The following is a 13,985-nucleotide window of genomic DNA, read 5'->3' on the forward strand; positions in this document are numbered from 1 at the left end:
ATCCTTACGCTAAAAGCCGCCGATTGGATAACCCGGCTGTAGCAGTTGTACTACTTCCTGATACTTCCGGCGCTTTTTCTGCCCCGAAAGCTGCTTGCTACCGGGCAGATCATCAGCTCATGGTTGCCTGCGCCAGCAAGTCTTTCGCTATCTGCGGCACGCCCACCGTAGCGGGCTGCGCCACAAAATGCACCTGCCCACGGCGCGTTACCGAGGGCTGGCTTGGGTCGATAACGTACAACGGCCGGCCGCTCGGCAAGTAATGCAGGAGACCCGCCGCCGGGTATACCTGCAGCGAGGTGCCAACCACCAGCATGATGTCGGCCGTGGCAGTTTCTTCCATAGCGCGCTCCATCAACGGAACGGCTTCGCCAAACCACACAATGTTGGGCCGGAGCTGATGGCCTTGCTCGCAGGTTTGGCCCAGCTCTATCCGGTCGCCTTCGATGGGGTAGACCAAGTGCTCGAAGCGGGTGCTGCGCGCTTCCTGCAGCTTGCCGTGCAGGTGAATAACGCGCGACGAACCGGCCCGCTCGTGCAAATCATCGACGTTTTGCGTAACAATGACGACTTCGTAAGCTTTTTCCAGCTCTACCAGGGCGTAATGACCGGCATTGGGTTGTGCGGCGCGGGCGGCGGCCCGGCGCTGGTTATAGAAATCCAGTACCAACTCAGGGTTGCGGTGCCAGCCCTCGGGCGAGGCCACATCCTCGATGCGGCGGTTTTCCCACAGGCCATCGGAAGCCCGGAAGGTAGGAATGCCGCTTTCGGCCGAAATGCCAGCGCCCGTAAGCACTACGATTTTCTTCATCGGAAAAGAATATTGACGACGTAAAGCAGCTTACAAACTGCTCAAGCTCGATACGCGGTAACGCGTCTTACGCTAGGTTAGGGCCAGCGTTTCAACTGGTCGGCGCTGAAATTCCACTCCGGCGTTTCCAGCCATTGGGCCGTCGGTTCCACCAAAAACCAGGCGCCCAAGCCCGACGAATGCCGGTTGCGCAGCACGTGCAAATCCTGCGCGGGCATGTAGCTCTGGGCCAGTAGCGCGTAGCGCTGGTGCGTTTTGGGGTGTTCGGCCATGTCGAGCACCAGCACCGCGTGGCCCGGTGTGCCGCCTTTGATGAGCACGTCGCCGGGCTGCATGGCGGCCAGCGCAACCGGGCGCAACTCGCGGCTCAGCGAGAGAGAACCGGCGAAGGTGAATACCTGATCGAAGTAGCGCCGCAACGCGGCGTGGGTAGGCGCTTCCGCAGGCTGCGTGGTGGGCACTACGTCTTCGCCTTGCAGCTGAAACCGCCGGCCGTCCACCCAGTCGCCAAACCACGCGTCGTAGCCGCTGGTGAGGCGAAAATGGATGCGGCGAAAATCCTGGCCGAACAGGTACTCGCCGCGCAGGCGCATCACGGCGTCGGCGCACTGCTGCAAATCCCGCGGGCCGGTGTCAATGTCGAGCACGGCGGCGTGCACCGTTTGCGGGTTTTTGAGCTGGCCGTTGTGCAAGCGCACGGGCGTGTCGGCCGGCCGCAACGGCAGGTAGCGTAGCCATTCACCAAACGAGCCGGCCGGCACCGCCACGCGCTGACAGCCAGCCGGTGGAGCAAACCGCGCCGCCAGTGCCGTTCGGGCGTCGTAGGGGCGAGTCAGCCAGGCGTATTTGAGCGGCTGGGGTGGCGGCGCTGATGATGGTGCCTGAAGCCGCTGCGCAAAGAAGGCGGCTGCGTCGGGCAGCGGAATGCCGGGCCAGGACAGTGTCAGCAAAGCAGATAAGAACAGCGCTTTTTCCATACAGCAAACCCAACGGATAAGTGGCGGCAATTCGTGTTGGAGTCAGCGTCCGGAAGCATTCATATGTTAGTCGGCATCACCTCCGGCAGGCTGCTGCATCCCCGCTACCCGCTGGTTCAGCGTGGCCTTGTGTTGCCGCCAGTCGGGCATGAACTGGTCCATTAGGCCCCAGAAACGGGCGTTGTGCAGCCGCTCGTGCAAATGGGTCAGTTCGTGCACCACCACGTATTCCAGACACGCAGTTGGTTTTTTTATCAACTCCAGATTCAGCCAAATGCGGCGGGCGCGTACGTTGCACGTGCCCCAGCGCGTACGCATCTGCTTCACGCCCCAGGCCTGCGCTTGCGCCCCCACCACCGGCTGCCAGTAGGCCAGCAGCGCCGGAATTTGGGCTTTTAACTGGCTTCGGTACCAAGCAGCCAGTGCTATTTCGCGTTCGGCGGAACTGCTGCCCTCGGGCACATACAGCAGCAGATATTGCTCGTCGAGTTCTACCCGCGAACGGCTGGTGGTCGGCAGCACCCGCAACTCGTAGGGCCGACCCTGGAAGTAATGCGTTTCGCCGGAAGTGTAGGCAAGCCGTGCCGGCTGGGGCAGCGCCGCAATACGCGCTTGGTGCTTGCGAATCCATAACTGCCGCGCCAGCACAAACTCCTCGATGGTGGCAGCAGGCATCCGCAGCGGCGCCGTCACCCGCACCCGGCCATCGGGCGGCGACACGGTGAGGCGCAGCGTCCGAACGGATTTGCGCTGAATTTCGACGGCGACTTCGCCAATCTGAAAGAGGGTGCTCATACAAAAAACGGCCGCGGGTAGGCCGGACGCAGAAAAGCGAAAAAGCCGACGCCAAGTGGAAAATGGTGCGCGGCCCCGGCTGCGCAATGCGCGCCGCAAGTTACGGCTGCTGGGCCCGCCGCAGAAGCTGCCGATTCAGCGCTGGAAAGCCTTGGGTACCCAGAGGGGTAAACGAGCCGTGCCCCAACTGGCTGGTTGAGGCACGGCGTTTTTGGGCGAAATCAACGCAGAATTATTTCTTTTTGGCTTCGGCTTTTTTGGCGGCCGGTTTAGCAGCGGTTTTAGCGGCCGGCTTTTTCTTGGCGGGCGCTTTTTTCTTCGGCTCTGCCCCGTCGGCTGCGGCGGCAGCAGGGGCGGCTTTCCTGGCGCCGAAGCGGCCCCGGGCGGGCTTGTCGGGGGTGGCGTCGGCCAGCTCGATGCAACGCTCCAGGGTCAGTTCCACCGGCTCTTCGCCCTTCGGAATTTTCACGTTTTTGCCGGCGGCCACGATGTACGGCCCGTATTTGCCGTTGACCACCTGTACGTCGGCGCGGCCTTCGCTTTCAAACGACTTGATGAGCTTTTCGGCTTCCTGCTTGCGCTTGGCCAGAATCACCGTCACAGCTTCCTCAGCCGTGACGGTGTGCGGATCCTGGGTTTTGTCGAGCGAGTAAAACTTGCTGTCGTGGCGGATGTAGGGGCCGAAGCGGCCGATGGCGGCCGTCATATCCTTGTCCTCGTATTGGCCCACCACGCGCGGCAGCTTAAACAGCTCCAGCGCGTCTTCCAGCGTCAGGTTTTCAATGAACTGACCTTTGCGCAGGTTGGCATAGGCGGGCTTGGTTTCGCCCTCGGCTTCGCCCAGCTGCACGTAGGGGCCAAAGCGGCCGAGGCGCGCAATAATCTTGTCGCCAGTTTCGGGATGCACACCAATCTCGCGGGTCGTGCCCACGTCGGCGCGCTCCACTTCTTTGCCGCGCTCCACGGTTTCGTGGAAGGTGCCGTAGAAGCCCGAAATCATTTCCTCCCAGCTTTCCAGCCCGTCGGCAATGCGGTCGAATTCGTCTTCCACCTTGGCCGTGAACTGAAAATCGACAATAACCGGGAAGTGCTCCACCAGGAAGTCGTTGACTACCATGGCCGTGTCCGTCGGAAACAGCTTGGCTTTGTCGGCGCCGTAGGTTTCGGTTTTTACTTCGGTTTTCACCTCGCTGCCTTCCAGCGTGAGCTGGTGAAACTTGCGTTCCTTGCCTTCCCGCGTGTCTTTCTCCACGTAGCCGCGCTTCTGAATGGTGCTGATGGTGGGCGCATAGGTCGACGGCCGGCCAATGCCCATTTCCTCCATCTTTTTCACCAGTGACGCTTCGGTGTAGCGCGCCGGCGGCTGCGAGTACCGCTCGGTGGCTGAGAGGCGCTGCAGCGGCAACTGCTGGCCCACCGACAAGGGCGGCAGCCCGCGGGAAAACGACGATTCCGCGTTTTCCTGGCCGTCTTCCTCATCCCGCGACTCGGCGTAGGCTTTCAGGAAACCCTCGAAGGTAATGACCTCGCCCACAGCCGTCAGCGTCGCACCCGGCTGGGTGCTGATGCCGATGGTAGCCGTCGTGCGCTCCACCTGCGCGTCGGCCATTTGCGAGGCCAAGGCACGCTTACGGATGAGGTCGTACAGGCGCTGCTCGGTCGAGTCGGTGCCGGCTTTCAGCAGGGAGAAATCCGTCGGGCGGATGGCTTCGTGCGCTTCCTGGGCCGAGGCGGCTTTGGTTTTGTACTGGCGCGTCTGGGCGTAATCGGCGCCGTAGCTGCTCTCGATTTCGTGCTTGGCGCCCAGCAAGGCTTCCTGCGAGAGGTTCACCGAGTCGGTACGCATGTAGCTGATTTTGCCGGCTTCGTACAGGCGCTGGGCCACGCTCATGGTTTGAGCCACCGAGAAACCCAGTTTGCGCGAGGCTTCCTGCTGCAGCGTCGAAGTGGTGAAAGGCGCTGCCGGGGAACGGCGGCTCGGCTTTTTCTCCAGGTTTTCGATGCTGTAGGTAGCGCCGGCACAAGCCGCCAGAAACGCCTCGGCTTCTTCGCGGGTCTTCAGGCGCTGCGGCAGTTCGGCTTCCAGCACGGCCCCGTTGCCGGCATCAAAGCGGGCCACTACGCGGTAGGCCGAAGCCGTTTTAAACCCGTTGATTTCCCGTTCGCGGTCAACCACCAAGCGCACCGCCACCGATTGCACGCGGCCAGCGGAAAGCCCGGTTTTTACTTTTTTCCAGAGCACCGGGCTCAGCTCAAAACCCACGAGACGGTCGAGCACGCGGCGGGCCTGCTGGGCATTCACCAGGTTCAGGTCGATTTCGCGAGGCGAATCGATGGCGTTGAGAATGGCATTCTTGGTGATTTCGCGGAACACGATGCGCCGCGTTTTCTCGTTGGTCAGGTCCAGCGTTTCGGCCAGGTGCCAAGAAATGGCTTCACCCTCGCGGTCATCGTCACTTGCCAACCACACCACCTCGGCTTCCTTGGCTAGCTTCTTCAGCTGCGAAATGATGTCGCGCTTGTCGGGCGACACCACGTACGTTGGCTTAAAGCCGTTCTTTATATCAATGGCATTGTTGTCTTTCGGCAAATCCCGCACGTGGCCAAAACTGGATTTGACCACAAAGTCTTTCCCCAAGTAGCCTTCGATGGTTTTGGCTTTGGCGGGGGACTCCACAATGACAAGGTTCTTGACCATATAGTAAGCGAGTAGCAGGAGGAGCGAAGGGCGGGGAAACGGAAATGGGGGCGGCGCGCAAGGCCGAGTGCAGGGTTTTCGGCCGCAAAGATGAACGAATAATCCTTCCAGCAGCGGCTGCTACCTATTTTGAATACGCAAGGAGGGGAACATCGGACGCCCCGCTACAGTTTCACCTTCGCCAAACGAGCCAGGACCCGTCGCAAAAATTGCCTGCGTTTTTCCCACGGCTGCCCGTTTCATGCTAACCCTGAATTACTAACTTTGTCGGCTGCGCTTGGCGCCCTGCGGGGCGTTTAGGCGCGGCCCACGTGCCTTCACCCGGCGTCACCGCGCTACTACTTCCTGTCTATGGCTTCTGCGAAGACCAACAAGACCGCTACAAATCAACCTATTACCGATGTCGCCCAGCCGCAGCCCGCAACCAAGCCCTCGGCTTCGGGCAGCAGCCTGCTGAACGGCAACACCCCCGCTACCGACCAAACCCGCAAACGGGGTATTGCCCGCGGCAACGCTCAAATGGCGGCCCCCGACCAGGATTACGTCAACGAGCAGCTCAACCGGGTGCTCTACGCCCTCGATGCGTTTAAGAAAGGCGACATCTCGGTGCGCCTGACCAAGCAGAACGACGACATCTTCGCCGAAATTGCCGAGGCCTACAACTCGATGGTAGAGATGATCGGCGGGGTAGGCGGCGAAGTGTCGCGCATCTCGAAGGTGGCCGGGGTGGAAGGCAACCTGAAAGCGCGGGCCTCGGCCGAAAACGCGACGGGTTTCTGGCGCGACATGATCAACAACATCAACGGCCTGGTGGACTCCATTGCCGTGCCGGTGTTGGAAGTAGGGAAGGTACTGAAGAATATCAGCCGCGGTAACCTCGACGAGTCGTTTCAGATTCCGGTATCGGGCGACTTCAAGGTGATGGCCGAAACCATCAACAAAACCATCGACAACCTGAACGTCTTCGCCGGCGAAGTAACCCGCGTGGCGCAGGAAGTAGGCACCGAAGGCCGCCTCGGCGGCCAGGCCTCGGTACCGAACGTAGGCGGGGTGTGGAAGGACCTGACCGACAACGTAAACACGATGGCCTCGAACTTGACAAGCCAAGTTCGAGACATTGCCAACGTAGCCACCGCCGTTGCGCGCGGTGACTTGTCGCAGAAGATTACGGTAAACGTAAAAGGGGAGCTGCTACAGTTGAAGGAAAACCTCAACCAGATGGTGGACTCCTTGAACCTGTTCGCCGGCGAAGTAACCCGCGTGGCGCTTGAAGTAGGTACGGAGGGTAAACTCGGCGGCCAAGCCTCGGTGCCGAACGTGGCCGGCGTGTGGAAGGACCTGACCGACAACGTAAACAACATGGCCTCGAACCTGACGAGTCAGGTGCGCGACATTGCCAACGTGGCCACCGCCGTAGCCCGCGGCGACCTAAGCCAGAAAATCACCGTCGATGTAAAAGGGGAGCTGCTGCAACTTAAGCAGAACCTGAACCAGATGGTGGACTCGCTGAACCTGTTTGCCGGCGAGGTAACCCGCGTGGCGCAGGAAGTAGGCACCGAAGGCCGCCTCGGCGGCCAAGCCGTGGTACCGAACGTGGCCGGCGTGTGGAAGCAGCTGACGGACAATGTAAACACGATGGCCTCGAACCTGACGAGCCAGGTGCGCGACATTGCCAACGTGGCTACGGCGGTTGCAAAGGGTGACCTGACCCAGAAAATTACGGTTGATGTTAAAGGCGAGCTGCTGCAACTCAAGCAGAACCTCAACCAGATGGTGGACTCGTTGAACCTGTTCGCCGGCGAAGTAACCCGCGTGGCGCTTGAAGTAGGTACCGAAGGTAAATTGGGTGGCCAAGCCGTAGTGCCCGGCGTTGGTGGGGTTTGGAAAGAACTCACCGACAACGTAAACAACATGGCCTCGAACCTGACTTCTCAGGTACGCGACATTGCCAACGTAGCTACCGCTGTTGCCCGCGGCGACTTGTCGCAGAAGATGACGGTAAACGTGAAGGGCGAAATCCTGGAGCTCAAGAACATCTTGAACCAGATGGTGGACTCGCTCAACATCTTCGGTGACGAAGTAACCCGTGTGGCGCGTGAGGTAGGCACCGAAGGAAAGCTCGGCGGTCAAGCTAACGTGCCCCGCGTAGGTGGTACCTGGAAAGAGCTGACGGACAACGTAAACACGATGGCCTCGAACCTGACGAGTCAGGTGCGCGACATTGCCAACGTAGCTACGGCGGTTGCAAAAGGCGACTTGACCCAGAAAATTACGGTTGATGTAAAAGGCGAGCTGCTGGATCTGAAGAACATTCTGAACCAGATGGTGGACTCCCTGAACATCTTCGCCGGCGAAGTAACCCGCGTGGCGCGTGAGGTAGGCACCGAGGGTATTCTGGGGGGCCAAGCCAACGTGCCAAACGTGGGTGGTACCTGGAAGGATTTGACCGACAACGTAAACACGATGGCCTCGAACCTGACTTCTCAGGTACGGGACATTGCCAACGTAGCTACCGCCGTTGCCCGCGGTGACTTGAGTCAGAAAATCACTGTAAATGTGAAAGGTGAGCTTCTCCAGCTAAAGGAGAACTTGAACCAGATGGTGGACTCCCTGAACACGTTTGGTGACGAAGTAACCCGCGTAGCCCGCGAAGTAGGTACCGAAGGAAAGCTCGGCGGCCAAGCCGTAGTGCCCAACGTGCGCGGTACCTGGAAAGACCTCACCGACAACGTAAACTTTATGGCCGCGTCGCTCACCTCGCAGGTGCGCGACATTGCCAACGTAACCACCGCCGTAGCCCGTGGCGACCTGAGCCAGAAGGTGTCGGTAGATGTTAAAGGCGAGCTGCTCGACCTGAAAGACAACATCAACCGCATGGTGGACTCGCTCAACATCTTCGCTGGCGAAGTAACCCGCGTGGCGCAGGAAGTAGGCACCGAAGGCCGCCTCGGTGGTCAGGCCAACGTGCCAAACGTGACCGGCGTGTGGAAGGACTTGACCGACAACGTAAACACGCTGGCGGCCAACCTCACCACCCAGGTACGGGGCATCGTGAAGGTAGTAACCGGGGTATCGAAGGGTGACCTGACCCAGAAGCTGACCCTGGAAGCCCGTGGCGAGGTGGCCGAACTGGCCGACACCATCAACCGCATGGTGGACGACCTGAACCGCTTGGCGCAGGAAGTTAGCCGCGTAGCCCGCGTAGCCGGGGTCGAGGGCAAGCTGACCGAACGTGCGTCGGTAGGTGGCGTGTCGGGTTCGTGGAAAGACATCGTGGACACGCTCAACGACCTGATTGAATCCATTGCCTCGCCGGTACTCGAGGTGTCGCGCGTGGTGCGGGCCATTTCGGAAGGCGACCTGACCCAAAAAGTTGAGGTGCCCACCGCTGGTGACATCTACGCCATGGCCATTGCCTTGAACACGGCCGTGGACTCGCTCAACGAGTTGCTGGCCGAAATCAACGAGTCGTCGCAGGTGGTAGGGACGTCGTCGGAAGAAATGGCACAGAAAGGGCAGGAGATGAGCCGCGTGACGGTTGACGTGGCCCTGGCCATGCAGCAAATGGCCGAAGGCGCGCAGAACCAGGCTTTGAAAACCGACCAGGCCTTCAAGCTGATCGAGGAAATCATGCAGGCCACCAAGGAAACCGCCGGCAAAGCCGATGTGGTGAACAAATCGGCTATCCTGGGTGAGCAAACCTCGCAGCTGGGTCTGAAAACGGTGGCCGAAGTGGTAAAGAACATGGAGGAAATCTCGTCGGCAGCTGCCCAAACAGCCAAGACGATTGACGTACTCTCGGTTCGCTCGCAGGACATCAGCAAGTCGCTGAGCGTGATTACCGACATTGCCGCCCAAACCAACCTGCTGGCCCTGAACGCTGCCATCGAAGCCGCCCGCGCTGGGGAAGCCGGTCGGGGTTTCGCGGTAGTAGCCGAAGAAATTCGCAAGCTGGCCGAAGGCTCCCGCAAATCGGCCAACGAGATTAACGTGCTCGTGGCCGATGTAAGCAAAGACACCGAATCGGCCGCCGCCGCTATTTCGACCATGGAAGGGCGGGTTCTGAAAGGCAAGAACGCCACATTCGAAGCCAGCTCGGCCTTTAAAAACATTGCTACTTCCTCGGGCGAAACGCTCCGCACCTCGCGCGACATTCTCACGGCAACCGACGTGCAGAAAACGTCGATTGGCGACGTGGTGAAGTACGTGGAAGAAGTAGTAGCCATTGCCGAGCAAACGGCCTCGGGCACGCAGCAGGTAGCCAGCACGGCCAAGCAGCTGTCGACCTCGATGCAGGAACTCACGGTGTCGAGCCAAAAGCTGACCGACATTGCCGACGACCTGCAGGTGGGCCTTTCGGCCTTCCAGCTGATGGACCACTTGGCCGAGGAAATGTACTACGAGCCGGTACCGCAACGTGGCAACGGCCTGCGCCGCCTGCAACAGCAAGCAGCCGCAACCCGCGAGGAGGCGCTGCGCGGCAATAGCCGTCAGCCGCTGGCCCGGCCCGGCCGCGTGGGCATAATGCCCAACGGGGACCGGCGCGGTGCCACCCCGGCTCCTGCGGGTCGCAACATGCGGGAGGAAGCCGCTGGCAACCGCCCAACCGCCCGGCCCGGTCGCGTAACTCGGGCCGCCGATGCGGTGAACGAACGAAACGCAGCACCCTCAACAGCTCCCCAGCGGAAGCAGGTGCGGGCAGCAGCGCCGAAACCAGCTGAAACTCCTGTCGCCGCAGCTGCGGCGCCGGCTACCAAGCCCGCCCCGAAGGCAGCCTCTTCTCGCAAGGCAGCGCCTGCCGGCAAGCCCAATCCGGCGCCTAAACCCAAGAAAAAATAATCCGAACTGCATCGTGAGCCGGGCTTGTGCAAGCAAGCCCGGCCGTTGCAACCGTTCTGTAGCGCATGACTGAACAAACCCCGGCACCGGAAAAAAAGACTTCGCGCCCCGAAGCTCCCATTCAGCTGATTGTTTTCCGGCTCGGCAACGAAGAATACGGCATTCGCATCGAGCAAGTGAAGGAGGTAACCATTACCCCTGAAGTTGCCCGCATGCCCAAAACGCCGCCCTTCGTGAAAGGCATTGCCAATTTGCGCGGCGACATCATTGCCATCATCGACTTGGAGGAGCGGTTTAAGCTGCGCCCGGCTGGCCAAAAACTGCCCGACCACAGCTTTACCTTGGCCATCGAAGCCCGCGACTACACCATTGGCATTGTGGTGCGCGAGGTGCCGCAGCCGTTGTCCATCCTCGCTTCCGCCATCGAAAAGGCCCCGGAATTCATCCAGGACCTGAACGTGCACGACAAGTACATCGAAGGCATTGCCCGCACGGAGGGGCGCATCATCATCGTGCTGGACATGCTCAAACTGCTCACCCCCGAGGAAATCATGCAACTCAAGCCCAAGCCGGCATCTTCTGGAACTGCCGAGCGTAAACAGGCCTGATTTTTTCGACCCCAACTCTTTCCTCGTACCCTCATCCGACTCTTATGAAAAACCGCATCCTCATCGTAGACGACTCGTTCTACATGCGCACGATGCTCAAGAACATGCTCACCGACGCCGGGTACGACGTGGTAGGCGAAGCCGCCAACGGCCAACAGGCCCGCGAAATGGCGTTCGAATTCAAGCCCGACCTGATTACGCTTGACGTGATTCTGCCCGATAACACGGGGTTGGAGGTGCTGAAGGATATTCGCCAGGAGCTGCCGGATGTCAAGATTGTGATGTGCAGCGCCGTAGGCCAAGAAATTATCGTCAACGAAGCCCTTGAAAGCGGCGCTTCGGCTTACATCGTGAAGCCGTTTTCGGAAGACAAAGTGCTCGAAATTGTAAGCACCGCCCTGCAGTCCGACGGCGACGAAGCTTCCGCTTAAGCCAATTTTTTTCAGCTGAACCCTGCTTGGCCGCTTCGGCCGCAGGGCTAGCGCTTTTCTTTTGCCGCATTCCGTGCCCGCGTCTTCCGCCCATTTTTCCGTGTTGCTCAGCGACTTGCCCAGCCTGGTTCGGCTGGAGCTTAGCAAGCTGCTGCGCGACGAGGCGAATACGCACGTGGTAGCCTCGTCGCAAGGCGCCGAAGACCTGCTGGTGCAGGCCCGCCGCCACCGGCCCCGCCTGATTATCGTGGGCGAGCAGCGGCTGCTAACCCTGGAGCAGTTGATGAGCCACTACCGGGCTCCGGTGCTGGTCTACGGTGCTACGCCGCCCTGGCCCGGCGCGCTGCGCGAAGCGGCTCGTTGGGGTGTCTACGATTTTCTGACGCCCCTGCTCCCGGCATCGCACCCCAATTACTTTCAGCACCAACGCGAAGTCGTGCGGAAGGTGCGCGGGGCTTTTGCCCAAGCGGCCCCAACCACGCCTGCGTTGGAGTCGCCCGTGTCAGCGCTTTCGCGGCGGGTGGTGGCTACACCCCCGCGCGGGATTGTAGTGGTGGGTGGCTCCACCGGCGGTGCTGCTGCTGTAGAGCAACTCGTGCGCGGCTTGCGCCCCGGGCTGCCCTATACCGTAGTGGTTGCCGTGCATTTGCCTGCGGCCTTCACGGCGTCGTTGGTCGAGCGTCTGCGCCGGGCCTCGGCTTTGCCGGTGGTAGCAGGAACGGCTGGCTTGCGCTTGCACGCTGGTCAAGTGGCGGTAGTGCCGGGCGGCAGCAATATGGTAGTCAAAGGAACTGCAGCAACCGGTTGGCTCCTGCAGCCCAGCTCCGAGCCGGCGGCTTCTTTTGACGAACCCAGCATCGACCTGCTGATGAAATCGGCAGCTGCGGCGGCCGGGCGCCACACCATTGGCGTTGTGCTATCTGGCTTGGGCCGTGATGGTACGCTAGGAGCCCAAGTAGTCCGCCACCACGGTGGGTTGGTGGTAGCTCAGAATGAGGATACCGCAGCAGTGTTTGCCATGCCCAAATCGGTGATTCAGGCTGGCTTGGCCACCGCTACGCTAGCCCTGCCCGATATTGCCCCGTTCTTGAATGCGCACGCGCTTCCCTTGCGGAACCTAGTTGCCACCCGGCTCTTTCCGGTTACCCGTTCGATAAACTGATGAAGTCGCGCGAACAGGAGTACCGGGAAATATTTTTGGCCGAGGCACTGGAAGCCTACGACGCCATGAGCCAGCACATTTCGGTGCTGGAAAAGAAGCCCGACGACGAGGCGGCCCTGCACGAACTCTTCCGGTTGATGCACAACCTGAAGGCCAACGCGCGGGCCATGGGCTTTGCCGAAGTGGGAGAACTGGCCCACCGGATGGAAACCATCTTCGGGCTCATCCGCAGCAAAGAGCGTGCGTTCAGCGGTTCCCTCGTGCCTGTCATGTTTGATGGCGTCGACACGATGGGCAGCATGATTCGGGCGGTAAATGAAAACCAGCCGTTTCCGGATGTAAGTACGCTGCTGGAAAACCTCGACCGCTTGGTGAGCGGGGAAGAACTGCAGGTGGAAACGGCCGTGGTGGTTCCGTCCGATGAAGATGCCAACCGCAAGCTCGAACTCTCGGATCTGGTCTACATCCAGATCAAAAAGCTCGACCACTTGCTCAATCTGGTGGGGGAGTTGATTATCGACCGCGACCGGGTGCTCACGCTTAGCCAGGAAATCGGCGACCCGGCACTAGCCAACGTAGCGGCTCACCTTAGCCGCCTTGCCGACGACCTCCAGTACTCGGTGATGGATGCCCGCTTGGTGGGCGTGGGCACCTTGTTCAATAAATTTCCGCGGGTGGTGCGCGACGTGGCCACCGCCGAGCAAAAGGAAGTAGAGCTGAGCATCAGCGGGCAGGATATTCAGATTGACCGCAACATCCTGCAGATCATAACCGATGCGCTGCTCCACCTAGTGCGCAACGCCATCGGCCACGGCATGGAAACCCCGGCCGAACGCCGCAAAGCCGGCAAAACGCCTGAAGGCCACCTGAGCCTGTCGGCCCAAACCGAGCGCGACGACGTGCTCATTCGCATCAGCGACGACGGCCGCGGCATCGACGTGGAAGCAGTGCGGCGCAAGGCCGTGCAGCGCGGGCAGGTGTCGGCGGAAGTCGCCTCGCGGCTGAGCGAAGGCGAAGTATATGCCTTGCTGTTTGAAGCAGGCTTTTCTACCGCCGACCAAGTGACCGAAATATCGGGCCGGGGAGTGGGGCTCGATGTCGTAAAGCTGGCCATCGACTCGTTGGGCGGCCAGGTGCGGGTAGAATCGCGCCTGGGCGAGGGCACCACCTTTACGCTGGTGCTGCCGACGTCAATTGCCGTGAAAGGTGCGCTGCTGTTTGAATTGGAAGAGCATTCCTACGCGCTGCCGCTCATGCACACCGATTCGGTGGTGTCGCTCTGGCCCGAACACCTGAACATCGTCGGCGGCATGCTGCTGGCCGAAATTCAGGGCGAGAACGTGCCCGTGGTGAGTTTGCGCGAACTGCTTTCCGACACCGACGACACCTTGGTGCCCGCCAGCAAAGACACGCTGGTGGGCCGCCAAGACATCATCATTACCAACTACAACAGCCGCAAACTGGGGCTGATTGTGGACCGGTTCCTGCGCCAGCAGGACATTGTAATTAAGCCCGTGAGCCAGCCGCTGGACATGATTGACTTGTTCGGGGGCGTTACGCTCCTGGGCAGCGGGCAAGTGTGCCTGGTACTGGACGTACCGGCCCTCACGCGTTTATTTTTAGCCCGCCGCCCATGAAACTCGTACCAACCCATTCGGGCTCCT

Annotated in this window: 9 protein-coding genes; 5 read left to right on the forward strand and 4 right to left on the reverse strand. The window is 60.6% G+C overall.

Annotated features, from left to right (window positions below; genetic code table 11):
- Positions 1-112 precede the first annotated feature (112 nt).
- The 4 genes from F0P96_RS02760 to topA form a co-directional block, all read right to left on the reverse strand.
- Positions 113-811: an SIR2 family NAD-dependent protein deacylase gene (locus tag F0P96_RS02760; protein ID WP_151077203.1), complete on the reverse strand. Its 699-nt coding sequence runs from the start codon at positions 809-811 to the stop codon at positions 113-115.
- A 77-nt stretch (positions 812-888) separates the two neighbouring features.
- A complete protein-coding gene (locus F0P96_RS02765; protein ID WP_160620006.1) occupies positions 889-1,761 on the reverse strand; it encodes a DUF4846 domain-containing protein in 873 nt (290 codons plus the stop codon).
- 93 nt (positions 1,762-1,854) lie between these two features.
- Positions 1,855-2,583 (reverse strand): M48 family metallopeptidase, encoded by a 729-nt coding sequence (locus F0P96_RS02770; RefSeq protein WP_151077205.1) that lies wholly within the window; start codon positions 2,581-2,583, stop codon positions 1,855-1,857.
- Positions 2,584-2,815: 232 nt separating this feature from the next.
- A complete protein-coding gene (gene topA / locus F0P96_RS02775; RefSeq protein ID WP_151077206.1) occupies positions 2,816-5,281 on the reverse strand; it encodes a type I DNA topoisomerase in 2,466 nt (821 codons plus the stop codon).
- A gap of 351 nt (positions 5,282-5,632) precedes the next feature.
- On the opposite strand from topA, the gene F0P96_RS02780 reads away from it, so the two are divergent.
- From F0P96_RS02780 to F0P96_RS02800, 5 genes are all read left to right on the forward strand, one after another.
- Entirely contained in the window at positions 5,633-10,120 is a 4,488-nt protein-coding gene (locus tag F0P96_RS02780; RefSeq protein WP_235917359.1) for a methyl-accepting chemotaxis protein, read from the forward strand.
- 65 nt (positions 10,121-10,185) lie between these two features.
- Complete coding sequence (locus F0P96_RS02785) at positions 10,186-10,728, forward strand: chemotaxis protein CheW (RefSeq protein WP_151077207.1); 543 nt, start codon at positions 10,186-10,188, stop codon at positions 10,726-10,728.
- 44 nt (positions 10,729-10,772) lie between these two features.
- Positions 10,773-11,159, forward strand: coding sequence for a response regulator (locus F0P96_RS02790; RefSeq protein ID WP_151077208.1), 387 nt, complete (start codon positions 10,773-10,775; stop codon positions 11,157-11,159).
- A 73-nt stretch (positions 11,160-11,232) separates the two neighbouring features.
- Complete coding sequence (locus F0P96_RS02795; protein WP_151077209.1) at positions 11,233-12,321, forward strand: CheB methylesterase domain-containing protein; 1,089 nt, start codon at positions 11,233-11,235, stop codon at positions 12,319-12,321.
- Positions 12,321-13,958 (forward strand): chemotaxis protein CheA, encoded by a 1,638-nt coding sequence (locus F0P96_RS02800; protein ID WP_151077210.1) that lies wholly within the window; start codon positions 12,321-12,323, stop codon positions 13,956-13,958. Before F0P96_RS02795 ends, F0P96_RS02800 begins: the two co-directional genes overlap by 1 nt.
- Positions 13,959-13,985: the final 27 nt, after the last annotated feature.

Origin of the sequence: Hymenobacter busanensis (genome assembly GCF_008727865.1) — a bacterium.
Taxonomy (GTDB): Bacteria; Bacteroidota; Bacteroidia; order Cytophagales; family Hymenobacteraceae; genus Solirubrum; species Solirubrum busanense.

What these genes read in the sequence shown, in the direction of transcription:
- F0P96_RS02780 (WP_235917359.1), top strand. Translation starts at nt 5,633, where the DNA reads ATGGCTTCTGCGAAGACCAACAAGACCGCTACAAATCAACCTATTACC.
- F0P96_RS02790 (WP_151077208.1), top strand. Translation starts at nt 10,773, where the DNA reads ATGAAAAACCGCATCCTCATCGTAGACGACTCGTTCTACATGCGCACG.
- topA (WP_151077206.1), bottom strand. Translation starts at nt 5,281, where the DNA reads ATGGTCAAGAACCTTGTCATTGTGGAGTCCCCCGCCAAAGCCAAAACC.
- F0P96_RS02770 (WP_151077205.1), bottom strand. Translation starts at nt 2,583, where the DNA reads ATGAGCACCCTCTTTCAGATTGGCGAAGTCGCCGTCGAAATTCAGCGC.
- F0P96_RS02760 (WP_151077203.1), bottom strand. Translation starts at nt 811, where the DNA reads ATGAAGAAAATCGTAGTGCTTACGGGCGCTGGCATTTCGGCCGAAAGC.
- F0P96_RS02785 (WP_151077207.1), top strand. Translation starts at nt 10,186, where the DNA reads ATGACTGAACAAACCCCGGCACCGGAAAAAAAGACTTCGCGCCCCGAA.
- F0P96_RS02800 (WP_151077210.1), top strand. Translation starts at nt 12,321, where the DNA reads ATGAAGTCGCGCGAACAGGAGTACCGGGAAATATTTTTGGCCGAGGCA.